General features: G+C 64.4%; 20 protein-coding genes. 10 read left to right on the top strand and 10 right to left on the bottom strand.

What is annotated here, in order from left to right; all coding sequences use genetic code 11:
- Positions 1-190: 190 nt before the first annotated feature.
- Positions 191-1,213, top strand: a complete 1,023-nt coding sequence (locus tag QA635_RS25100) for an NADP-dependent oxidoreductase (RefSeq protein ID WP_028344684.1) — start codon at positions 191-193, stop codon at positions 1,211-1,213.
- A 144-nt stretch (positions 1,214-1,357) separates the two neighbouring features.
- Positions 1,358-1,615 (top strand): hypothetical protein, encoded by a 258-nt coding sequence (locus QA635_RS25095; RefSeq protein WP_283071797.1) that lies wholly within the window; start codon positions 1,358-1,360, stop codon positions 1,613-1,615.
- Between the two features lie 6 nt (positions 1,616-1,621).
- On the opposite strand, the gene QA635_RS25090 is transcribed toward QA635_RS25095, so the two are convergent.
- Together QA635_RS25090 and QA635_RS25085 are read right to left on the bottom strand one after the other, a co-directional pair.
- Positions 1,622-2,458 (bottom strand): metallophosphoesterase family protein, encoded by an 837-nt coding sequence (locus QA635_RS25090; RefSeq protein WP_283061928.1) that lies wholly within the window; start codon positions 2,456-2,458, stop codon positions 1,622-1,624.
- A 125-nt stretch (positions 2,459-2,583) separates the two neighbouring features.
- Positions 2,584-3,000 (bottom strand): hypothetical protein, encoded by a 417-nt coding sequence (locus QA635_RS25085; RefSeq protein ID WP_283061927.1) that lies wholly within the window; start codon positions 2,998-3,000, stop codon positions 2,584-2,586.
- Positions 3,001-3,157: 157 nt separating this feature from the next.
- Here QA635_RS25085 and QA635_RS25080 point away from each other — a divergent pair, with 157 nt between their 5' ends.
- Together QA635_RS25080 and QA635_RS25075 are read left to right on the top strand one after the other, a co-directional pair.
- Positions 3,158-3,580: an MAPEG family protein gene (locus QA635_RS25080; protein WP_283061926.1), complete on the top strand. Its 423-nt coding sequence runs from the start codon at positions 3,158-3,160 to the stop codon at positions 3,578-3,580.
- 22 nt (positions 3,581-3,602) lie between these two features.
- Positions 3,603-4,901 (top strand): RsmB/NOP family class I SAM-dependent RNA methyltransferase, encoded by a 1,299-nt coding sequence (locus QA635_RS25075; protein ID WP_283061925.1) that lies wholly within the window; start codon positions 3,603-3,605, stop codon positions 4,899-4,901.
- 161 nt (positions 4,902-5,062) lie between these two features.
- On the opposite strand, the gene QA635_RS25070 is transcribed toward QA635_RS25075, so the two are convergent.
- Positions 5,063-6,337 carry an MFS transporter gene (locus QA635_RS25070; protein ID WP_283061924.1) on the bottom strand — a complete coding sequence of 425 codons (1,275 nt, stop codon included), beginning with the start codon at positions 6,335-6,337 and terminating at the stop codon, positions 5,063-5,065.
- Between the two features lie 116 nt (positions 6,338-6,453).
- On the opposite strand from QA635_RS25070, the gene QA635_RS25065 reads away from it, so the two are divergent.
- Both QA635_RS25065 and QA635_RS25060 read left to right on the top strand, forming a co-directional pair.
- Complete coding sequence (locus tag QA635_RS25065) at positions 6,454-6,906, top strand: winged helix-turn-helix transcriptional regulator (protein ID WP_283061923.1); 453 nt, start codon at positions 6,454-6,456, stop codon at positions 6,904-6,906.
- A gap of 218 nt (positions 6,907-7,124) precedes the next feature.
- Positions 7,125-7,961: an IS5 family transposase gene (locus QA635_RS25060; protein WP_283061922.1), complete on the top strand. Its 837-nt coding sequence runs from the start codon at positions 7,125-7,127 to the stop codon at positions 7,959-7,961.
- A 64-nt stretch (positions 7,962-8,025) separates the two neighbouring features.
- Here the strand turns inward: QA635_RS25060 and QA635_RS25055 are convergent, their stop codons facing one another.
- Positions 8,026-8,358 (bottom strand): DHCW motif cupin fold protein, encoded by a 333-nt coding sequence (locus QA635_RS25055; RefSeq protein WP_283061921.1) that lies wholly within the window; start codon positions 8,356-8,358, stop codon positions 8,026-8,028.
- Between the two features lie 188 nt (positions 8,359-8,546).
- On the bottom strand, positions 8,547-8,918 hold the full coding sequence (locus tag QA635_RS25050; protein ID WP_283061920.1) for a nuclear transport factor 2 family protein: 372 nt from the start codon (positions 8,916-8,918) through the stop codon (positions 8,547-8,549).
- Positions 8,919-9,055: 137 nt separating this feature from the next.
- Here QA635_RS25050 and guaA point away from each other — a divergent pair, with 137 nt between their 5' ends.
- Positions 9,056-10,669, top strand: a complete 1,614-nt coding sequence (guaA, locus tag QA635_RS25045; RefSeq protein WP_283061919.1) for a glutamine-hydrolyzing GMP synthase — start codon at positions 9,056-9,058, stop codon at positions 10,667-10,669.
- A 71-nt stretch (positions 10,670-10,740) separates the two neighbouring features.
- Complete coding sequence (locus QA635_RS25040) at positions 10,741-14,754, top strand: NACHT domain-containing protein (RefSeq protein WP_283061918.1); 4,014 nt, start codon at positions 10,741-10,743, stop codon at positions 14,752-14,754.
- Between the two features lie 1,008 nt (positions 14,755-15,762).
- On the opposite strand, the gene QA635_RS25035 is transcribed toward QA635_RS25040, so the two are convergent.
- Positions 15,763-16,326 (bottom strand): TetR/AcrR family transcriptional regulator, encoded by a 564-nt coding sequence (locus QA635_RS25035; protein ID WP_283061917.1) that lies wholly within the window; start codon positions 16,324-16,326, stop codon positions 15,763-15,765.
- Positions 16,327-16,433: 107 nt separating this feature from the next.
- Between QA635_RS25035 and QA635_RS25030 the strand changes: the two genes are divergently transcribed.
- Entirely contained in the window at positions 16,434-17,087 is a 654-nt protein-coding gene (locus QA635_RS25030) for a glutathione S-transferase (RefSeq protein WP_283071796.1), read from the top strand.
- A gap of 171 nt (positions 17,088-17,258) precedes the next feature.
- Here QA635_RS25030 and QA635_RS25025 read toward each other — a convergent pair whose 3' ends face one another.
- Both QA635_RS25025 and QA635_RS25020 read right to left on the bottom strand, forming a co-directional pair.
- On the bottom strand, positions 17,259-17,858 hold the full coding sequence (locus tag QA635_RS25025) for an NADPH-dependent F420 reductase (RefSeq protein WP_283061916.1): 600 nt from the start codon (positions 17,856-17,858) through the stop codon (positions 17,259-17,261).
- Positions 17,859-17,894: 36 nt separating this feature from the next.
- The gene (locus tag QA635_RS25020; protein WP_283061915.1) at positions 17,895-18,629 is read right to left on the bottom strand and encodes an SDR family NAD(P)-dependent oxidoreductase; all 735 of its coding nucleotides are present in this window, start codon (positions 18,627-18,629) and stop codon (positions 17,895-17,897) included.
- 316 nt (positions 18,630-18,945) lie between these two features.
- Here QA635_RS25020 and QA635_RS25015 point away from each other — a divergent pair, with 316 nt between their 5' ends.
- The gene (locus QA635_RS25015) at positions 18,946-19,842 is read left to right on the top strand and encodes a LysR family transcriptional regulator (RefSeq protein ID WP_283061914.1); all 897 of its coding nucleotides are present in this window, start codon (positions 18,946-18,948) and stop codon (positions 19,840-19,842) included.
- A gap of 281 nt (positions 19,843-20,123) precedes the next feature.
- Here QA635_RS25015 and QA635_RS25010 read toward each other — a convergent pair whose 3' ends face one another.
- Both QA635_RS25010 and QA635_RS25005 read right to left on the bottom strand, forming a co-directional pair.
- Positions 20,124-20,360, bottom strand: coding sequence for a hypothetical protein (locus QA635_RS25010; protein WP_253608999.1), 237 nt, complete (start codon positions 20,358-20,360; stop codon positions 20,124-20,126).
- Positions 20,361-20,754: 394 nt separating this feature from the next.
- Entirely contained in the window at positions 20,755-21,654 is a 900-nt protein-coding gene (locus QA635_RS25005) for an FAD-binding oxidoreductase (protein WP_283071795.1), read from the bottom strand.
- Positions 21,655-21,755 lie beyond the last annotated feature (101 nt).

Genomic DNA, 21,755 nt, shown 5'->3' with positions numbered 1-21,755 from the left:
CAGGGCGCCCTGCGAACCGCCGCGACGTGACGGTATCGCGTTGGCGCCAATGTGCCTGGCATGATGGCTGTCATTTCAAACAACATTTCAAACAGTGCTGCGCGAAAGAGCAAATCCATCTCCCTTGCAGGGAGCTGGATTGCATGACTACGTGTGCGCCACGAACCAATCACCTTAAGAGGAAATCAACATGTCCCAAGGAAAGCGCATCGTTCTGGCTTCGCGCCCGCACGGCGAGCCCACGTCGGCCAATTTCAGGCTCGAAGACTACACGCCGCCGACACCGGGTGCGGGCGAGGTGCTGCTGCGCACCATCTGGCTGTCGCTCGATCCCTATATGCGCGGCCGCATGGCGGACGGTCCGTCCTATGCCGCACCGGTACCGGTCGGCGGCGTGATGGAAGGCGGCACGGTGAGCGAGGTGATCGCCTCCAACAATCCTGGCTTTGCCAAGGGCGATATCGTGCTGTCGCGCGCGGGCTGGCAGACGCACGTGCTGTCCGACGGCAAGGGCCTTGCCAAGATCGATCCGAAGATCGCGCCGATCTCGACCGCGGTCGGTGTGCTCGGCATGCCCGGCATGACCGCCTATACCGGCCTGCTCGAGATCGGCAAGCCGCAGGCGGGCGAGACGGTGGTGGTCGCGGCGGCGTCCGGCGCGGTCGGCTCGGCGGTCGGCCAGATCGCCAAGATCAAAGGCGCGCGGGCGATCGGCATCGCCGGCGGCAAGGACAAGTGCGCGTACGTCAAGAATGAGCTTGGCTTCGACGAGTGCCTCGACCACCGCGATCCCAATCTCGCGGCCAAGCTGAAGGAAGCCTGCCCGAAGGGCATCGACGTCTATTTCGAGAATGTCGGCGGTGCGGTGTTTGACGCGGTGTTTCCGCTGCTCAACGCGTTCGCGCGCATCCCGGTCTGCGGTCTGATCGCGCATTACAACGACACCGAAGCGCATGCCCCGAAATGGGCCGGCGCGATGATGCGCAACATCCTGACCAAGCGGCTGACCTTCCGCGGCTTCATCGTCAGCGACTTCGCCGCCATGCACGGCGACTTCCTCCGCGACATGTCGCAGTGGGTGCGCGAGGGCAAGGTCAAGTACAAGGAGTTCGTGACCGAGGGCCTGGACAGCGCGCCGGAGGCCTTCATGGGCCTGCTCAAGGGCGCCAATTTCGGCAAGCAGCTGGTCCGGGTCGGGCCGGACAAGGCCTGAGTTACAGGCCCCGGAAGCTCCCATTCCGCGCAACAAAGTATCAAAAGCGCCACAATGGTGGGGACTTGGGGGCCTTTTGGCCCCCATTTGCTTGACGGAGACCCGCAGCAGTTGATTCAATATGGCTATATTTCAGGTGTAGCCATGATTTTTGAAGCTATTGTTGTCGGGGTCATTCTCCTCGCCGTCGGCTATTGGGCGACGATGTTCGTCATGGGTCGCCGCGACGACGTCCTGCATGGAAAATTCGTCGAGGAGCAGCCGGATACGACGCCGGTCCGCTTCATGCCGCACGTAGCTCGCGTACGGCCCGCGCAGGCGGCACCACAGCCCGACAGGGACTCCCTTCAGGCGCTCCTCACCGTGATCAAGCAGGACCTGCACGACGCGGCGCGGAGCTGACGCGGCTCAGGCCGGCTCCTTGCCGAGCAGCATGTCCAGGTCGACATCGACCTGGCCCTTCGCCCTGACGTGGCGGACCTCGAAACTGTCGGGCTGGAAGCGGTATTCGACGAGACCGGTTTCCTTGATGCCGATCACCTCCTGCCGCGCGTCGGAGATGACGAAGCCGGCCGAGGGCGCCCAGATGTGTCTCACATGCTCGAACGTATAGTCGCGACGCTGGTGCACATGGCCGCTGCCGACCAGACGCCAATCGACCTTGCCGAGCATCTCGATCAGGCGGCGGCGCGCCGGCTGCGGCACGAAGCGGATCGCGGTCTCGGCGCGCTCGGCATCGTAGGGCAGGTCGAGATAGAGCGGCTTGTGCAGGAACAGCGCGACCGGCCTGCCGACCGCCTTGTCGAGCGCGCCTGCGAGCCAGTCGAACTGCTCGGCCTCGCTGTCGAGGCCGGTGTTCATGATCAGTGAATTCAGCCCGATGAAGCACCAGCCGGCAGCGTCGAAATGCCAGCGGTCCTCGCCGAGCACCGAGGTGAAGGCGCCGCGCGTCTCCTCGGTCGGCAATTGTGAAGGCGTGGGGCCGACCGCGGTCGGATTGTCGCCGATGTCGTGATTGCCCGGCAGATAGAGGCAATCGACCGGCAGCGCGTTGTGCAGCTCCTTGGCGAATGCGAGGTCGTCGCGGCTGGTCGGCCCGTCGAATGAGACGTCGCCGGAGTTGAGCACGAGATCGGGACGCGTCGCGTCGATGTGCTCGCTGACGCGATGAAAGTTGTCGATCAGCGGCTTGAAGCGGCGCGCGAGATGGGTGTCGGAGATCTGTGTCAGGCGAAATTGGGGCATGCATCGCTCCTTTGGGCCGGAGCATAGGTCGGCGCGAAGTCGGAACGATGACGATTTCGCCGTCTTATTCGATGCTCTGTTTGATGCGTTGTTTGATCTCTTGTTTGAACGCCTCGGCGCCGGGCCTAGATCGACAGCTGCCGTATCGCGGGCCTCGAGGCCGCAGGCGGACTGACACCGCTTCCGAGTGTTCCGGTGGCGGCCGGCGACGCGTTGAGCCCGAAATAGGCCAGCGCGTCGCGCCTGACGTCGTAGGCCGCAAAGCCCAGCAGGGCGAGCACCAGCGTCGTGACCAGCGCGTGCCTGACGATGTCGCGCGCCGAGCGATAGCCGCTGCGGAAATAGACCGAGAGCAGGATTGCGACCAGCAGCGCCGTGGCCACGCCGGCGAGCCCCGCCATCACCATGCCGAGCCCGCCATCCGCCGCCTCGTCGAACCAGCCGGTGCCGGGATCGATCGCCTTCAACAGGGCTGTAAGGAGATCGCCGAAAGCCGCGCCCGCCTGGGCCGCGCTGTCGAGGATGGGGGAGATGGTGCGCATCGCGTCAACCGTGAGGGGCTGAAACCGCCATTGGTCCTGGGAGTTGGTCACCCGGGCTCGGATCACGGTTCAACGGGTTACCGCGCACGCTTCATTGTGTTGGGGGCGAGTGGCGGCTAAGAGGGCGGCGGGCGCCCGCGGCTGAGGGAGATTTTTGATGTCGGTTCAAATGGTTCTGTTGCCGGTCTTCATCCAGATCGGGCTCGCCTTCGCGCTGTTGTTTGCCATGGCGACGACGCGTACAAGGGCGCTGACGAGCGGCGAGACCAAGATCGGAGACATCGCGCTGCGCGAGCCGAACTGGCCGGCCCAGGCCACCAAGTTCGGCAACTGCTTCGCCAATCAGTTCGAACTGCCGATCCTGTTCTATGTCCTGATCGCTATTGCGCTGCCGCTGCGCCGTGCCGATCTGTTCATCGTGCTGATGTCCTGGGTGTTCGTGGTGACGCGGTTTGCCCATGCCGGCGTGTTCGTCACCTCCAACGACGTGCGGCCACGCTCGCTCGTCTGGTTCGCCGGCGCGCTGGTGCTGGCAGCCATGTGGCTGTATTTCGCGCTCAGACTGCTGCTGCTGATCTGATGCGCCCAACCGAAAGAGATCAATGACCCCCGCTGCCCGGCTTTCCGCCGCGATCGAGCTGATCGCCACCATCGACGCACAGCGCATTCCCGCGGCGAAAGCGCTGAAGGAATGGGGCACCGCGCACCGTTATGCCGGCTCCGGCGATCGCGCCGCGATCTCCGGCCTGATCTGGGACGTGCTGCGCCGGCAATCCTCCGCCGCCTGGTTGATGGATGACGCCAGCGCGCGGTCGCGCCTGCTCGGCATGCTCAAGCTCGAACGCGGCATGGACATCGCCACGATCCAGGCGCTGTGCGACGGCGGCCGGTTCGCGCCGGATCCGCTGACCGCGACCGAGGAGGCCGCATTGGCCTCGCGCTCTCTGAGGGATGCGCCGGCGCATGTCGCGGGCGACTATCCGGATTGGCTCGACCCGCATCTGGCAAAGGTGTTCGGCGACGACCGCGCGGCGGAAGCGACCGCGATGGCGAGCCGCGCGCCGCTCGACCTGCGCGTCAACACGCTGCGCGGCAAGCGCGAGAAGGTGCTGCCGCGGCTGTCGCATCTCGGTGCGAAGGAAACGCCGTGGTCGCCGCTCGGCCTGCGCATCGAGCTCGGCGCCGACGCGCGCAATCCGGGCATCCATGCCGAGGAGGATTTCATCAAGGGCGCCATCGAGGTCCAGGACGAGGGCTCGCAGCTCGCCGCGCTGTTCTCGGCGGCCAAGCCGGGCGAGCAGGTGATCGACCTCTGCGCCGGCGCCGGCGGCAAGACGCTGACGGTGGCGGCGATGATGCAAGGCAAAGGCCGGCTGATCGCGACCGACAGCGACAAGCGCCAGCTCGCGCCGATCCATGAGCGGCTGTCGCGCGCCGGCGTGCACAATTGCGATGTGCGCACGCCGCGCGGCGAGGAGGAGGTGCTGTCCGACATCAAGGCGTCCGCCGACCTCGTGCTGATCGACGCGCCCTGCACCGGCACCGGTACCTGGCGCCGCAATCCGGACGCCAAATGGCGCATGCGCCCCGGCGCGCTCGAGGTGCGGCTGAAGGATCAGGCCGAGGTGCTGGAGCGCGCCGCGCCGCTGGTGAAGGGCGGCGGCCGGATCGCCTACATCACCTGCTCGGTGCTCTCGGAAGAGAACGGCGAGCAGGTCAGGGCCTTCATCGCGCGGCATCCGGAGTTTTCCGTGCAGTCGCCGGAGCAGACCGCATCGGTGCTGTGGGACAAGGCCGAGCAATTTGCGGAGGCCGCATTGCTGTCGCCGGAGGGCTTGCTGATGACGCCGCGCCGCACCGGCACGGATGGGTTCTTCGTCTCGGTGTTGAAGAAGGCGTAACGCTTCCTCCGCCGTCATTGCGAGGAGCTCGCGACAAAATTGCACAGCAATTTTGCGAAGCAATCCATTTCTCCGCTTGCGGCACGATGGATTGCTTCGCGGAGCCTGTCATCGGGCGCGCGTTCGCGCGACCCGTTGGCTCGCAATGACGGGCGTGTCCACTACGCTTCGGAGCACGCACCAATCGGCACCGGCATCCTGCTCACCACGATCACCCAGTACAGCAGCGCGCAGGCGCTGATCGCGGCACCCAGCACGCAGACGCCGGGCCAGCCGGCGGCCGCATAGGCCATCGTCGAAGAGATCGCGCCAAAACCTGTTCCGATCGAATAGAACACCATGTAGCCGCCGACCAGCCGGCTCGCGGCGTCGGGGCGCGCGGCGACGATCAGGCTCTGGTTGGTGACATGGATCGCCTGCACCGCGAAGTCGATCATCAGGACGCCGGCCACGACCAGCCATAGCGAGGTGTTGAGGCAGGCGATCGGCACCCAGCCGGCGAGCATCAGCAGCAGCGACAAGCCGGTGGTGCGCTGCCCCCAGCCGCGGTCGGCGAGCTGGCCGGAATTGCGCGCCGCCAGCGCGCCGGCGAGGCCCGCGATCCCGAGCATCCCGATCGTGGTATGCGACAATGAGAGCGGGGGCGCCGCGAGCGGCAGCACGACCGAGCTCCAGAACACGCTGAAGCTTGCGAAGATCAGAAGCGCGAACACCGCGCGTTCGCGCAGGACCTGCTCCTCGACGAACAGCGCGAGCGTCGAGCGCAGCAGCTTGGCGTAGGACGATCCGGCCATCGGCTGCGGCACATGCCGCGGCAGCGCGCGTGCCAATAGCGCCGCCAGCACCAGCGTCAGCGCGGCCGAGGTGAGATAGACCACGCGCCAGCCGCCAAGATCGGCCAGCGCACCGGCGGCAAAACGTGCCAGCAGAATGCCTGAAACCACGCCGCTGGTGACGGTGCCGATGGTGCGGCCGCGGTCGGCCGGCGTGGCCATCGTCGCGGCGTAGGCGACCAGCACCTGGATCACGACGGCGAGCAGCCCGACCAGCACCATGCCGACCAGCAGCACCGCGGCGTTCGGCGCGGTGCCGACGATGGTGAGCGCGATCGCCGACAGCACGGTCTGGCTGACGATCAGCCTGCGGCGGTCCCAGAGGTCGCCGAGCGGCACGATCAGCATCAGGCCGAACGCATAGCCGATCTGGGTCAGCGTCACGACGCCGCCGATCACCGCCGGCGCGATGGAGAGATCCTGCGCCATGGTGTCGAGCAGCGGCTGCGCGAAATAGATGTTGGCGACGCTCAGCCCGCAGGCGACGGCGAACAGCAGCACGACGGCGGGAGACAGAGCGCGAGCCGTGGTGTGGTTGGGCCTGTTGTGCGTCTTGTGATCGGCTTCGGCCGGTCCGGCCTTGGCCATGGTCTGGTTCGTCATGACGTCTCCGCTGCAGTCTGGTCAATCTGGTCTTATAATGAGACCAGTTGCGCCGGGCGCTGTCTAGTCCTATTTTAGGACCAGTTCGGAATCGTGATCGAGAAAGGTTGGCCGCGATGAAGCGGACCGGATTCGCCAAAGCGGAATGCCCGGTGGCGCGCGCGCTGGATGCGATCGGCGACTGGTGGTCGCTCCTGATCGTGCGCGACGCGTTCGACGGCCTGCGCCGGTTCGGCGACTTCCAGAAGAATCTCGGCATCGCCAAGGGCATGCTGACGACGCGGCTGCGCACGCTGATCGAGCTCGGCGTGCTCGAGCAGGTCGCAGCCTCCGACGGCAGCGCCTATCAGGAATATGTGCTGACCAGGCGGGGCCACGACCTGTTCCCGATCGTGGTCGGCTTGCGGCAATGGGGCGAGGCGCATCTCTTTGCGCGCGGCGAGCCGCATTCGGTGCTGCTCGACCAGGCCGGGCAGGCGGTTGGGCAGCTCATGCTGCCGTCGAAGAGCGGCAAGCCGCTTGGCTGGGCGGACACCAAGGTGAGGAAGGTCGCTGCGCGGAGGCGGTGAGCGTGTGGAGCGCAGTCGCCAACGTCGTGGCTATCCTCAAACACCGGCGTCATCCTGAGGTGCGAGCTCTTGCGAGCCTCGAAGGATGGGATGGAGCCGGGCTGTCGCCCTTCGAGACGGTCGCTTCGCGACCTCCTCAGAGCCTGACTGAAAAATGGGTGAGTGATCTCAGTGGGGTGTGATTCCATCGGATTTGCAAAGATTCGAGGGAGAGCACGATGCCCTGGACCAAGATCACTCGGGAGCAATATCGGCGGGACGATCTGCGTTATGCAAGCGATATGACCGATGCGGAGTGGGCGCTGATCAGACGCCTGTTGCCGCGAGCGAACCGGCGCGGCCGGCCGCGTAAGACGGAGCTGCGTCGTGTGATCGAAGCGATCCTCTATATCGTTTCGACTGGCTGCCAGTGGCGGGCGTTGCCGCAGGAGTTCCCGCCCTATTCGACGGTGCAGGGCTATTTTTATAGATGGCGGGATACAGGCCGGTGGCAGAGGATTGTCAGCGTGCTTGTCCGACGGGCGCGAAAAAAGCTTGGACGGACACCGAAGCCGACGGCAGCCGTGATCGACAGTCAAAGTGCGCCAACCACGCAAGCTGGCGGACCGCGCGGCTACGATGCAGGCAAGCGCATCTACGGCCGCAAGCGGCATATTGTGACGGATACCAATGGCCTCCTCCTCGGGGTTCATGTTCATCCGGCCAACGTTCAGGACTGCCATGGCGCCGTACCGCTGCTGAAGAACGTGCGGATGAACTTCCCCCGGCTGCGCCACGTCTTTGCCGACCGGATCTACCGCGGAAATCAACTCCTCGACGCACTCTCAGACTGCGGTCCATGGACTATCGAGATCGTCGAGCGGCCTCAAGGCGTCAAAGGCTTCCAGCTCCTGCCGAGGCGGTGGGTGGTTGAACGCACATTCGCTTGGTTCGGCAGATGCCGCCGCCTCGCCAAGGACTTCGAGGCGACGGTCGCAACCGAAGCTGCCTGGCTGCTGATTGCACACATCAGGCTCCTGACCCGCAGACTCGCGGCTGCAGCTAAGGTTGGGTGATTTATGAGTCAGACTCTCAGGGTGACGGGACGGAACAGGGCTACCGCGCGCAGGCCCTGGCCGCTCAATCCACAATAAACAGCGTCGCACCCGTCTTCGTCGACGAACGGTGTGCAGCGTCGCCGAAGTCGGAGACCTGGTAGCTCATGCCCGGCCTCAGCGTGAATCTTCGGCCGTCGCGCAGCTCAGTGTCGAGCTCGCCCGCGACGACGTAGAGCACATGGCCGCGATCGCACCAGTGATCGGCGAGATAGCCGGGCGAATATTCCACCATTCGGACCCGCAGCTCGCCGATGTTGAGCGTGCGCCACAGCGCCTGTCCGGTCTCGCCGGGATACACTGAAGGCTCGAGCTTGTTCCAGTCGGTGACGGTGAAGGGCAGGGTCGGGATTTTCATGTGGCGTCCTATGTTCGATTTGTGCGTCTGTATTCCCAACTACTGACGTCATCCTGAGGTGCGCGCCGGGCGGTGCGTCAGCAGCGCGCGGCGAGCCTCGAAGGATGGTTGGAGCCGGGCCGTCGCCCTTCGAGACGCGCGCAAGAGCGCGCTCCTCAGGGTGACGGATGACTGGATGCCGCAGCGTCTCAACCCACCAGATGGTTCGCCGAGCCCTGCCGGATCTTCCCCTCGGCATCCAGCCGCAGATACTCGCAGATCTTCTTGCCGCGTTCGTTCTGGTAGAACACGACGACGCTGTCCGGCGAGACATAGAGGTCGATCAGCTCGAAATGCAGCTCGGGCAATTTCGCCAGCGCCGCGCTCCAATAGGCCCGCAAGGTCGCCTTGCCGCGCACGGTGCCTGACGCGCCGAAGCCGAGCGGCGGGATCCGGTCCGAGGTCATCTCGGCATCCTCGGCATACATCGAAAGCACCCGCTCGAGGTCGCGCGCGTTCCAGGCGGCGATCCAGTCGCGGCCGAGCGCTGTGAGGCGCGACGGCTCGTGAAAATCCGGCATTGGTTTCCTCCATGGCGCTTATGGCCAAATTAGGTCAATAATACTGACCTATATGGATTTGTCCATGCCCAAAGAAGAATGTGGGCGCGCCTTCGAGCGCGGTTGCGGGGGCGGGCGCCGTCGCGTATCTGCTTGCCATGACAGCCCAGCACACAGCCCGCGAACCGTCGACGCCCTCCGTGGCCTCGGCGCATGACAAGATTCTGATTGTCGATTTTGGCAGCCAGGTGACGCAACTGATCGCCCGCCGCGTCCGCGAGATGGGCGTCTATTCCGAGATCGTGCCGTTCCAGAAGGCGGAGGCCGCCTTCAAGGAGATGAAGCCGAAGGCGGTGATCCTCTCCGGCGGCCCCGAATCCGTGCATGAGACCGGCTCGCCGCGCGCCCCGCAGCTGATCTTCGAGTCGGGCGTTCCCGTGCTCGGCATCTGCTACGGCCAGATGACCTTGGCGGCCCAGCTCGGCGGCGAGGTCGAGGGCGGGCACCATCGCGAGTTCGGCCGCGCCGATGTCGAGGTGAAGACCGACAGCCGGCTGTTCGACGGCATCTGGGGTCATGGCGAGAAGCACCAGGTGTGGATGAGCCATGGCGACCGCATCACAAAAATGCCGCCCGGCTTCTCCGTCGCCGGCACCTCGCCGAACGCGCCGTTCGCGATCATCCAGGACGAGACGCGCAAATATTACGGCCTGATGTTCCATCCCGAGGTGGTGCACACGCCCGACGGCGCCAAGCTGTTGCGCAATTTCGTGCGCAAGGTCGCGGGGCTGACCGGCGACTGGACCATGCGGGCGTTCCGCGAGGAGGCGATCGAGAAGATCCGCGCCCAGGTCGGCAAGGGCAAGGTGATCTGCGGCCTGTCCGGCGGCGTCGATTCCGCGGTCGCGGCGGTCTTGATCCACGAGGCGATCGGCGACCAGCTCACCTGCGTGTTCGTCGATCACGGCCTGCTGCGGCTCGACGAGGCCAAGACCGTCGTCGACCTGTTCCGCAACCACTACAACATCCCGCTGGTCCATGTGGACGCGTCGAAGCAGTTCCTGGGCGAGCTCGAAGGCGTCACCGATCCCGAGGTGAAGCGCAAGACCATCGGGCGCTTGTTCATCGACGTGTTCGAGGCGGAAGCCAAGAAGATCGCAAATAAAGGTGAAGGTCCGGCCGAGTTCCTGGCGCAGGGCACGCTCTATCCTGATGTGATCGAGAGCGTCTCCTTCACCGGCGGCCCGTCGGTCACCATCAAGTCGCACCACAATGTCGGCGGCCTTCCGGCGCGCATGAACATGAAGCTGGTCGAGCCGTTGCGCGAGCTGTTCAAGGACGAGGTGCGCGTGCTCGGCCGCGAGCTCGGCCTGCCCGAAGTCTTCGTCGGCCGCCACCCGTTCCCGGGCCCCGGCCTCGCCATCCGTTGCCCCGGCGACATCACCAGGGAGAAGCTCGACATCCTGCGCAACGCCGACGCGGTCTATATCGACCAGATCCGCAGGCACGGCCTCTATGACGCGATCTGGCAGGCCTTCGCCGTGCTGCTGCCGGTCAAGACCGTCGGCGTGATGGGCGACGGCCGCACCTACGAATACGTCGTCGGCCTCCGCGCCGTCACCTCGACCGACGGCATGACCGCCGACTTCTACCAGTTCGACATGAAGTTCTTAGGGGAGACCGCGACCCGCATCATCAACGAGGTGAAGGGCGTCAATCGGGTGGTGTACGACGTGACCAGCAAGCCGCCGGGGACGATTGAGTGGGAGTAGGGCATGCACTGCGGCCCTCGCATGTTGCTTGAAGGCTTTCGGCGGTCGAAGGGAGAGCTGCCGACCAACAAATGACCCGCACTGTTCGCCAGACCAATATCAACCCCAACCAGCCTGAGGATGGGGCGCCACGTCCGTTCCAGGATTTTGGGAGGGCGCGCAACCTCGTGCTGTTGGGCGATCCCGGCGCCGGTAAAACGTATGTTTTCAAGGAGGCAGCAGCGGCTGAAGGCGCCCGGTTCATCAAGGCCCGGGCTTTCCTCTCGACGCCGGCCTCCACGCTCGCCGGGCAGACGCTGTTCATCGACGGCCTTGATGAGAAGCGGGCCGGTCGCGGCGACCGGGATACGGTCGATGCCCTGGTGATCAAGCTCTTCGAGGTCAATCCGTCCAAGGTACGGATTTCTTGCCGGGTGGCGGATTGGCTGGGGGAAAGCGATCTTGCGGCGCTGCAGCCCTATTTCGAGCAGTATGGCGAGACGCCCGTTCTTCTGCTCGAGAGCCTTTCCCGCACAGAGCAGTTAGCGGTTCTGGCCGCACAAGGGGCCGGGCAGGCCGAAGCGGATGCATTCCTGGCGCAAGCGACCGATCGCGGCCTTGGCGATTTCCTTGAGAACCCGCAGAACCTCATCATGCTTTGGCGTGCCGTGCAGGCGGGCGACTGGCCGGCGACGCGCAAGGCACTTTTTGAGGTCTCGACCAACCTCCTGTTGCAGGAGTTCGACCGGGAGCGCGCGCGGGCGGGTAGCGGCTCGTACTCCGCCGCCGAACTGCGGCTCATCGCGGGCGGGGTCTGCGCCGCGCGCCTCATCAGCGATATCGAGGCCGTAAGCCTTACGGATCAGGAGGGCACGCCTGACATCCCGGGATATCGCTCCGTTACGTTCTTTCCGCCAGAGAGGGTGCAGGCCGCTCTGGGGCGCCGTGTTTTCGATGCAGGACAAGAGCCGGAGACGGTCGATTATTCACATCGCACCACGGCGGAATATCTGGCGGCTGAATTTCTCGCGGCACGGGTCCGTGCGGGTTTGCCCTTCGGTCGCGTCGTTGCGCTGATGGGGGGCGACGGGCATCCGGCGTCTGAATTGCGCGGCCTTCATGCCTGGCTTGCTGTCCACTTGCCGGAGGGGGCGGATGAGCTCATCGAGGCCGACCCCTATGGTGTCCTGACCTACGGCGATGCGGCTTCGCTGACGCCGTCATCCTGCGCGTGCCTTGTGCGTGCGCTGGATCGGCTTTCCAAGGAGAATCCGTGGTTCCGATCGGGCAACTGGGAGTCAAAGGCCATCGGCGGATTGGCGCGGTCCGACATGGTCGGAGAATTCCGCGCTATCTTGAACAATCCGGATTCGGGCTTCGGCGTTCGTTCTGTCGTGGTCGATGCGCTCGCGCTTGGCCCGCCGATCCCGGCCATGGTTCCGGACCTTGCCGCCGTGCTCGCGCGGCAGGCCTCGCCCTACGCCGAGCGCCTATATGCACTCGTCGCGTTGCAGCGTTACGGTGCCGACGGCGAGGCGGCCATCAAGCAGGTCGCGGCCAGCCAGCTCGGCAAGACGGCCAACGACATACGCCTCCGTGCCGAGATCATTCGAGCTCTTTATGGCCGTCCCTATGGCGCCGCGGAGGTGGCAGCCCTTATCAACGATGCTCAGACGGGCGACGATACTTCTGGCACGGGCCTGTTCTGGGGGCTTGCCGATGACATCCCGCTCGCTGATCTGCCGGCGGTGCTCGATGCTATTGCCGTCCCGGACGGAAACACCGGGGGGTTCGATAAACGCGGCTGGGAAGTAGGATCGTTCTATGCGCGGATACTGGTTCGTGCCTGGCCCGCGCCTGGTCAGCTTGATCCGGCTCGTGCCATCGGCTGGCTTCGCAAGCGCGCCGCCTTCAAGGGCGGAACCAACGAAAGCCGCGGGCGGGATATGCGCGCGGCCATGCGCGAGACACCTGAGCGGCTGGCGCCGCTGGCAGAGCATTTCTTTAGGACCGTGGCGCTGGACGGCAGCGAGTGGCTTTCCTGGCACCGTTTTCGTGAGGCGCTGCTGTTCGAGCTGAACGCGGATGCGTTGCTGGATATCGCGCTGGCCGAGCTGCTTGCGGCCGCGCCGGGAAGCAACCGCCGCGTGTTCCTGTGCGAGATCGCATTTAGCCTCTGTTATCAGGCGACCGAAGCGCAGGCGAGCCGGGTGTTTGAGCAGGTCTTCGCCTTGCCCGATACTGATACGTCTCTTGCACCCGTCCGCAAGCGGGCAACGGTCACGAACGTTCCAGACAGGCATTTCGACGGGCGCCACAGCCGGGACGAGGTCGACGTTGAGGAAAGCCGCGAGAAGCAGCGGCAGGATTTTGACCGCGATATCGAGCAAATCCGCAGCGGGCGTCACGCAGGCTGGCTGATCCATTTGATGCGGTTCTATTTCGCCTTCTTCGATGAGGCGGACCGCCAGGCCGCGCCTCGCGCGCGCGTGGCGGCATGGGTGGGCGAAGAACGCACCGATGCAGCGCTCGAAGGGCTCGCCGCGTCGCTCTCCCGCGATGACCTGCCGAGTTTCGCCGATATCGTGGCCTCGATTGCCGAGCAGCGGCACGCGGGTTGGTGGTACGTGCTTGCGGCGGGCCTCGACCAACGCATGTCGGCCGGGCAGGGCCTCTCCAACCTGTCCAATGATTTTCTCAAGGGCATGCTGGTCTTCGATGTCGCTTGCCCGGTCTATGAGCCGCGCGACGGGGTCGAATCGCCGATGGTCCACCCCTGGCGCAAGGAATTGCTGGAGCGTCGCCCCGAACTCGTGCGTGACGCTTATCTGACTATCGCGCGGGCTCGTCTAGCCAAGGGACATGAATTTGTCGATGGGCTGTACGAACTCCTGACGGATGCGGCCTTTGAACCCTACCGCGCCGATATCGTGCTGGATTTGCTTCGGGACTATCCCAACGCCTCGCGCTTCCGTCTCGACGAGTTGCTGGGCGCGGCCGTGAAGCTGCCGGTGGTGCATGACCGCTTGCTGGCCTTGGCCCGCACCGTACTAGCCGGCAAGGCCGTCGAGGAACGGCAGCGCGATCTCTGGCTGGCTACCGCTTACATGCTCTCGCCGGCAACATTTGAGAACGATGTTCGGCAACGGGCCGCGGCCCATAAGGCATTCGTGTTTGACTTGCGTGATAAGAGCGGCTTTGCGCGCAGGGGCCAGCCATCGCAGGCCTTGCCTTTGCCGATGATGGAATTCATGGTCCGCTTGGCCGGGAGCCATTTTCCCGACACGTCGCCTCCGTCCAGCGGCTGGAGCGGCGACAACAATGCCTGGGATGCGGCCGACTGGGTCCGTGCGCTCATCAACGCGATTTCTGCATCGCCAAGCCAGGATGCGACCACGACGCTCGAACGCTTGCGGGACGATGGCAAGCTCGCATCATACGAACCGCACATCCTTCATGCTCTGGCCAACCAGCGGCAGCGGCGCAGGGATGCGGAGTATGACCGTCCTGACTGGTCTCAAACCATCGCGGCTCTGGACAATGGCCCGCCGGCGACGGTGGCTGACCTTCACGTGTTGCTCGTCGCCCATCTTCTCGATCTGAAGCACCGGATCGGTCATGCGAGCACCGATATATTCAAGCAGTTCTGGAATCTTGACGGCTATGCCCGCCTGACGGAGCCGCGCCCGGAGGAGGCATGCCGTGACGATGTCGTGACGTTGATACGGCCGTCCCTCGCTCCGCTCGGCATTACGGTCGAGCCGGAAGGCCATATGGTCGCCGACAAGCGAGCGGATATTTCGGTAGCGATGCCGGCGCGCAAGGTGCCTTGCGAGCTGAAGCGCGACTATCATGCCGATGTGTGGACCGCGATTGAGGGGCAGCTCGAGCGGTTCTACGCGCATGATCCTGATGCCAAGGGCTTCGGAGTCTATTGTGTGTTCTGGTTTGGCGACAAGAGACCCAACCCCATCCCCGCTCCACCCCAAGGCATGAGCCGGCCACAAACCGCCGCCGAAATGGAGCAGATGCTCATCAACCTCATGCCGCAGGATGTGCGCCAGCGTCTGGCCGTCGTCGTCATCGATGTGTCTGGGACGGTTTAGCCAACGGGTATCGGCGGCTAGTGCTTGTGCCTACACTCCTTCCCGCTTAGCAGCGCAACTGATTTGCCCTCGCCGCAAATCAAATCCACCTTCATCACCTGCGACAAATCACCCCGACGGGCAACTCAGCAAAACCTGTCAATCCCGCGATAAGAAAATATTCCGCTTGGTATTTGACCCAACTCAGATGTTCAATATGCGCGTCTCACCCGACACGAGGGGCGGATCGCGGTCGTCACGAACGTGGTGTGGGATGCGGTGGACGCTGAGTGCGCGACTGACGAGTGCGCATGAAGTGGACGGCGAAGTCGTGTGGTCCTGACGCCCTAGTGGTAGGTGTCTTCCGCGAGATGCGAAGCATCTTCGCGAAACGGTGACAAAAAAGCCCAGTCTCGCCGGGGAGAGCACGAAGTAAGCCGCACAACCATCGCGCAGGGAAGGCCGGATGTTTCCGGTTACACCTGTGGTCCTACCCCCGAGCTCTCTACCCATCGCTCGGGGCCCATGGGTGCGATCGGCACCCGGTCTTCCCTGCGCCCTCTGCTCGAAGAGGGTGAAACCAACATCAAGGCTCGGACGATTGTCGTCGCGAGAATGCGTTGTCATATCTGACGCTGTTTGAAACCGTTGATCCGAACTGCGCGCTGCCCATCCGGCGCGGCCAGGGCGTCTCCCCGCCCTTCGAACGGCGCCCGTGCGCCGATCACTGCTCCGTCTTGAACAAATCCTGGAGGATGAGCGGGCCCAAACGCGGCCGCGTGCGTGCACCAGCGAGCGTAGCCCGGATGAGCCAACGGGGCGCGCGAACGCGCGCCGGATGAAGGCTCCGCGATATCCGGGGCACTTCCTGTCAGCGTGTCGCGTGGTGTCCCGCATATCGCGGAGCCCGTCATCGGGCGCGCGTTCGCGCGACCCGTTGGCTCATGCGGGCTACTCGCTACCATGGCTTGGAACGATCGAGTGGGAGTAGGGCGTCGCCGCCTCACGTCGACCTGACATTCGGGCCATCTATGCCGGCAGAAGACCCGCGGCGCGATAGCTGTCGATCATCGAGTCGTAGAGCGAAATATCCGACCGGCTTCTGGCGATGAGCTGCGCGCCGGCGACGGCGGCGAAGATGGCGCGGGCCCGCTGTTCGCTCTTTCTCGAGCTGACCAGGCCCGCGGCCACCAACAGCTTGCTCAGCCACGCCACGTTGACGTCGGCAAAGGTCTGGACCTCCTTCTTCACTGCGTCCGGCAGGTCGTCGACTTCCGCCGACATGAAGCTGCAGAGGCACATGCGATTGTTGCTCTCGAGCGCTTTGCGAAACACGTCGGGATATCGACGCAGGCAGCGGACAGGATCGGTCGTTTCTGCCAGCATCGCCTCGAGTTGGGCGGCGGTGTCCTCCCAGTAGCGCCGCGCGACGGCCACGCCGAGATCGGCCTTGCTCGGAAAATGGTGATAGATGCTGGCGGCCTTGATCCCGACTTCGTCCGCGAGATCGCGGAAATTCAAGCCGCCATAGCCGCGTGCCTGCGCGGTCCGCTTTGCTGCCGCCAGGATGGCCTCCCGAGAGCTCGAACTCACTTCGTCGCCTCACTGCTTCGTTATCTACCAAGTGACAGATAGGCGTTGACCGGCCGGATTTGAAGGTTAGTTTTACCCTACCAAGTGACAGGTAGACAGGAGTCATGATGAAGATTTACGATTGGCCAACTGGCCCATATCCGGCCCGCGTTCGCATCGCTTTGGCCGAGAAGAACCTGCGGTCGCAAGTGGAGTTCGTATTGGTCGATCTCTACAAGGGCGAGCACAAGAAGCCCGAATTCCTCGCCAAGAACTACTCCGGCACGCTGCCGGTGCTCGAACTCGACGACGGGACCTTCATTGGCGAGTGCACGGCCATTACCGAGTACCTTGACACGCTCAATGGCGCGCCGACGCTGACCGGCAGGACGCCGCGCGAAAAGGGCTTGATCCACATGATGAGCAAGCGCGCCGAACTGGAACTGCTCGATGCCATCAGCGTCTATTTCCACCACGCCACGCCGGGTCTCGGGCCTCATGTCGAGATCTATCAGAACCCCGAATGGGGATTCCGTCAGCGCGACAAGGCCCTCAGGGGGATGCACTACTTTGACGGCATTCTGAAAGGACAGCCGTTCGTTGCCGGCGACGCATTCACGATGGCCGATATCACTCTCATCGGCGGCTTGATATTCGCGGGACTCGTGAAGGTGCCGGTGCCGATGGAGTGCGAGGCTCTTTTGGCATGGTATGCAGCGATGCAGGAGCGTCCCAGCGTCAAGAACCGGATAACGATGTCCGAGCCGATCAAGGCATCTTGATTGAGATCGTCGTTTGCGAACACCGCCCTCGTGAGTCTTACGCGAGGGCGGGTCGCCAGGACAGCAAGCGTAGCCCGGATGAGCGAAGCGACATCCGGGGTTTTCCGATCGGCGCTCCGCGTCTTGTCCCGCATGTCGCTCCGCTCATGCGGGCTACGGGTCGCAAATCCGTTACTGCTCCTTCTTGAACAAATCCTGGAAGATGAGCGGGCCCCAAGTGCGGCCGCGTGCGTGCACCAGCGCGCCACCCTCGTTGAGCTTTCCCAGCTTGACGGGTGCGAATCCGAGTTGTTTGGCCAAATCCGCGACGGGAGCCATCGCATCCTCGTCGTCGCTCGACAGCAAGACCACCCGGTGGCCACCCTCGACGATCGGATCGGCAGCCAGCTTGGCCGCAACCAGGTGATTGAACCCTTTGACGAGCTTGGCGCCGGTGAACGCCTTCGCGACGAAGGCGGAGGACGGCAGGCCGTCCAGCTCTTCAGGGACTGGAAACGCGTTCATCGCGTCGATCACCGTCTTGCCTTTCCAGCTCGGCAGGGCCTTCGCAACCTCGCGATGCTCCCCGAACGGGACCGCCAGGATGATTGTGTCGGCCTCGAGCGCTTCCCGCAACGACCTGGCGACGACCGTGGGTCCAATCGCCCGAGCCTGCGGCGCCAACGCCTCGGGCGGCCGGCGGCTCGCGACGGTCACGTCGATGTTTTTACGGGCGAAGGCGTGGGCGAGGGCCTGGCCTATCTTACCGAATCCTACAATCGCGTAGCTCATAGTGCTTCTCCGATCCGTGTTGGTGTTGATTCGATTTCAGATGGCCGAAAAACCGCCGTCGACAGACAACTCCACCCCATTCACGAAGCTCGAATCGTCCGAAGCAAGAAACAGCGCGGCCGCCGCAATTTCCTCGGGGCGACCCATCTTTCCCCGCGGGATCAGGGATTCGAACATCCGCTTCGCCTCCTCGGTGAGGACCTGGTCCTGCATCGGAGTGGCGATCGGCCCCGGGCTCAGCACGTTCACCCGGATATTCCTGTCCTTCAGTTCGTTGAGCCAAGTGCGTGCGAATGAGCGCAACGCCGCCTTGCTTGCCGCATACACGCCGTAGCCGGGAAAACCTTTTACCGACGCAACCGACCCGGTCATGAAGATCGAGCCGCCATCGTTGAACAGCGGCAATGCCTTCTGAACCGCAAACAGCGTGCCGCGCGTATTCAGGCCGAAGGTCGCATCGAAATGCTGCTCGGTAATCTCGCCCAGTGGGACGGCGTTGCCGATGCCGGCGCTTGCGTACAGGACGTCGATCTTGCCCTTTTCCCGCTTGACCGTATCGAACAGGCGGTCGAGGTCGTCGAGATTGGCCGCGTCGCCGCGCACGCCGGTCACGTTGCGGCCGATCAACCTGACGGCCTGGTCGAGCGCCTCCTGCCTTCGGCCGGTGATGAAAACATAGGCGCCTTCTTCAACGAACCGCCTGGCGCTCGCCAGCGCCATGCCGCTCGATCCACCCGTGATGACTGCAACCTTACCCTCAAGCTTTCCCATGACTTCTCCTTTCGTCGTGTCGGACAGCGTCTCTGGCCCCATTTGCGAGATGGCCCTCGAGAACCTCGACGTAGCTCCGCCGGCGTCAGGCGTTGAGTGCGGAAGCGCGCACATCGGTGGTGCGAAATCGATCCGGCCGGATGACTGACGCCAGCCGCGACGATCGGTGTCCGCCGTTCGGAATTGGGTCGCGTTGGTCGGCGTGGCTATTCGGCTTGGGCTATGATGATCGCCCGTGCTACCCACATACGAGATGCTGTTCGATGTATTGGAGACGGGCTTTGGAAGGCGCACCCCGGCGGTGCTGGATTGCACCATGATCGACTGGGATGACGTTCGCTACTTCCTTGCCGTCGCGCGCGGAGGCTCGGTGCGGGCTGCCGCCGAGCGCCTCGCGGTGAACCACTCGACCGTGCTGCGACGCGTCGCCCAGCTGGAGGAACGGCTCGGAGCGCAGATGTTCGAGAAGCTGCCTTCGGGCTACCGCCTGACGGCTGCGGGGGAGGAGGTCCTCGAGCTCGCGGACCAGATGGAAGCGTCGTCGCACCAGCTGGAGACGCGCGTCTTCGGCCGCGACCAGGGCGTGCGCGGGCGTCTGCGGGTGACACTGGCACCGACCCTCGCGACACACCTGCTCATGCCGGACTTCGCCGATTTCGCGCGACTGCATCCGGACATCGAGATGGAAATCCTGTCGTCCGGCGAGCTGGCAAATCTGACCAACCGGGAGGCCGACGTCGCGATCCGCGTCGTCTACGACCGCAAAACCCTGCCGCTCAATCTTCACGGCCTGAAGGGACCGGAGCTGTTCGGCGGCATCTACATATCACGCGATCGACTGGCCGCGTGGCGTGCGGGCGCGCCTGATCCCGTCAGGTGGATTGTCATAAGTATTCACGGAATCCCGGACTGGGCCCACGAGGGCGAGGTTCGCGCCGCCGAGGTTCCATTCAGGGCCACAGATGCCGCGGCGCAAATCGTCGCGGTGCGGCACGGGATCGGCATGACGACGCTGCCGTGCTTCGTCGGAGATGCCGACCCGCTGCTGGTGAGAGTGCCGGGCACCGACCTGCACATGTACGGAACGCTCTGGCTTCTCACACAAGGAGAGACACGCAAGACGAAGCGCGTGCGGCTCTTCACCGAGTTCGTATCCCGCAGGCTCACCGCATACGCTCCGCTTCTCGCCGGGCTGTCCGTATCACGCGACTGAGGCGCGGGCAGGTGGCCGATGGTGCTTGCCGCAATCCGATCGGAAGCCGAACTGCGATTGCACCAAGCGAAAATCGCGGTCAATCCCTTGCGCTGCCGACGGTGGCAAGCGTAGCCCGGATGAGCGAAGCGATATCCGGGGCATTTCTATCCGTGTGTTCGCGTGGCGTCCCGCATATCGCTGCGCTCATGCGGGCTACTCGCTGTTTCAGCGTCGCGATGGCACACCACGGCGGTCAAGCGGTTAGGGGGCAGCCCGACCGATCGATGTGCGCGGAGCGATCAATACGGACCTGGCTCGCAGGGGACATTGTTGCCGGTCCAGGGCGCAGTGGCGAATGAACCGACGCGCGGCGCCGGGATGCAGGCGCGACCGTCGACATAGACGGGCTCGGTCGGCGCGGCAGCGCTCGCCTCCGCGACGTGGCGGGACATCGCGTGGGTTTCACGCGCCATTGCCGGCGACGCGATCATGGCAACCGCAATCAAAGAAGCCGACAGGAGTTTGACGTTCGTCATGGAGTTTCTCCGTTTTGTTTATGGGGCCAAGGAGTCTGGCCTCGTCAGATATTTGTGCACGGCAACGGCGGACTTAAATGCAATCATCACTCACGCCGGCTCAACGCTGCGTGAGCAACGAGATCCTCGCCGTTGTGTTGCGCGATGCAGACCATCACCGCCAGACCGGATGAACGAAGCGTAATCTATCACGTCTTCGGGTGATGATCGTGAGGGTGCGTTACGTCCGCGTTGGCACTCCTACGGGTTCAGCAAGCGTAGCCCGGACGGGCGAAGCGATATCCGGGGCGTGTCGTAGCGTCCCGCATATCGCTGCGCTCGTGCGGGCTACCCGCCGGCGAATCCGTCCCGCGTGCCCAGGAACTTTCGGACGCAAACGCCGCACAAAACTCCGTCACGGCGCGAGCTCGGCTCGGACCTCGCCGAGCAGCGCCATGCCGCCGAGCCGGCCGAGTTCGTCCGAACATTTTGCGCTCTTGCCGTAGCAGCAGAAGGCGACCGTGACGCGCTCTGAAAGCGGTCCGATGCAGGGCAGGCCGCTGTCGCCGAAGGTGGTCATGCAAGGCACGACGCGGCGTTCCTCGAGAGCGAGGTCGCGAATGCGGTCAAGGATCTGTCCTTGAAGCCGATCGGCGACTTCAATCGATCCGCCCGAGCGGAACCAGTCCTTGATATCGGCCTCGCTGTCGAGCGGAAGATCGACCGGATCGCCGCCGAGCTTCAGCCAGGTCTGGCCGTCCGGATAGCGGATCGGCGGCAGGATGTAGGGGTTGTCGCCCTTGGGCCCGAGACAACGCATCGATGGCATTCCCGCCAGGCGTTGGGTCTCCGCCGCACCAAGCCGGAACAGCGCTGCGGTCCGCCCATAGACCGTAAAGCCCAGGGAGCGGCCGAGCAGCGATTGGGTGTGCCCGCCCGCCGCAACCAGAACGCGCTCGGCCTCGACGCTGCCCGATCGCGTCCGGATCGTCACGCCGGAGCCGCTTTCCGAAATCCCCAGCGCGGGTTCGTCGATAATCCGGGCGCCGGCGCGCTCCGCCGCGATCGTCTGCGCGCGGACCAGACGGCGCGGGCTGATGTATCCGGCATTGCGCGGCTCGAAATAACCCTGCATTCCCGCCGTCGATTTCAGAAACGGAAAGCGCTCCGCGAGCCCCGCATCATGATAGGCTTCACACCGGATCCCGTCTTCGGCACAGATCCTGCCGATCGAAGCAACATCGGTGGTTTCGCTGCGGCCGATGTGAAGCGCACCGGCTTCCCGATAGAACTCCACGCCGCTCTCCGCTGAAATCTCGCCGTAGCGCGAAATCGCAGCGCGGTTCGCTTGCCGCCAGAACGGCCTGGATCGTAACTCCGCGTGATGCGGCCCTCGTCATAGTGGCTGCCGAACAC

It is taken from the genome of Bradyrhizobium brasilense (genome assembly GCF_029714345.1).
GTDB lineage: Bacteria > Pseudomonadota > Alphaproteobacteria > Rhizobiales > Xanthobacteraceae > Bradyrhizobium > Bradyrhizobium australafricanum.
The sequence above is the reverse complement of the archived record's forward strand: the minus strand, read 5'-3'. Positions and strand labels throughout refer to the sequence as shown.

Coding starts and splice junctions, on each gene's coding strand:
- QA635_RS25100 (WP_028344684.1), top strand. CDS start 191: ATGTCCCAAGGAAAGCGCATCGTTCTGGCTTCGCGCCCGCACGGCGAG.
- QA635_RS25095 (WP_283071797.1), top strand. CDS start 1,358: ATGATTTTTGAAGCTATTGTTGTCGGGGTCATTCTCCTCGCCGTCGGC.
- QA635_RS25090 (WP_283061928.1), bottom strand. CDS start 2,458: ATGCCCCAATTTCGCCTGACACAGATCTCCGACACCCATCTCGCGCGC.
- QA635_RS25085 (WP_283061927.1), bottom strand. CDS start 3,000: ATGCGCACCATCTCCCCCATCCTCGACAGCGCGGCCCAGGCGGGCGCG.
- QA635_RS25080 (WP_283061926.1), top strand. CDS start 3,158: ATGTCGGTTCAAATGGTTCTGTTGCCGGTCTTCATCCAGATCGGGCTC.
- QA635_RS25075 (WP_283061925.1), top strand. CDS start 3,603: ATGACCCCCGCTGCCCGGCTTTCCGCCGCGATCGAGCTGATCGCCACC.
- QA635_RS25070 (WP_283061924.1), bottom strand. CDS start 6,337: ATGACGAACCAGACCATGGCCAAGGCCGGACCGGCCGAAGCCGATCAC.
- QA635_RS25065 (WP_283061923.1), top strand. CDS start 6,454: ATGAAGCGGACCGGATTCGCCAAAGCGGAATGCCCGGTGGCGCGCGCG.
- QA635_RS25060 (WP_283061922.1), top strand. CDS start 7,125: ATGCCCTGGACCAAGATCACTCGGGAGCAATATCGGCGGGACGATCTG.
- QA635_RS25055 (WP_283061921.1), bottom strand. CDS start 8,358: ATGAAAATCCCGACCCTGCCCTTCACCGTCACCGACTGGAACAAGCTC.
- QA635_RS25050 (WP_283061920.1), bottom strand. CDS start 8,918: ATGCCGGATTTTCACGAGCCGTCGCGCCTCACAGCGCTCGGCCGCGAC.
- guaA (WP_283061919.1), top strand. CDS start 9,056: ATGACAGCCCAGCACACAGCCCGCGAACCGTCGACGCCCTCCGTGGCC.
- QA635_RS25040 (WP_283061918.1), top strand. CDS start 10,741: ATGACCCGCACTGTTCGCCAGACCAATATCAACCCCAACCAGCCTGAG.
- QA635_RS25030 (WP_283071796.1), top strand. CDS start 16,434: ATGAAGATTTACGATTGGCCAACTGGCCCATATCCGGCCCGCGTTCGC.
- QA635_RS25025 (WP_283061916.1), bottom strand. CDS start 17,858: ATGAGCTACGCGATTGTAGGATTCGGTAAGATAGGCCAGGCCCTCGCC.
- QA635_RS25020 (WP_283061915.1), bottom strand. CDS start 18,629: ATGGGAAAGCTTGAGGGTAAGGTTGCAGTCATCACGGGTGGATCGAGC.
- QA635_RS25015 (WP_283061914.1), top strand. CDS start 18,946: ATGATCGACTGGGATGACGTTCGCTACTTCCTTGCCGTCGCGCGCGGA.
- QA635_RS25010 (WP_253608999.1), bottom strand. CDS start 20,360: ATGACGAACGTCAAACTCCTGTCGGCTTCTTTGATTGCGGTTGCCATG.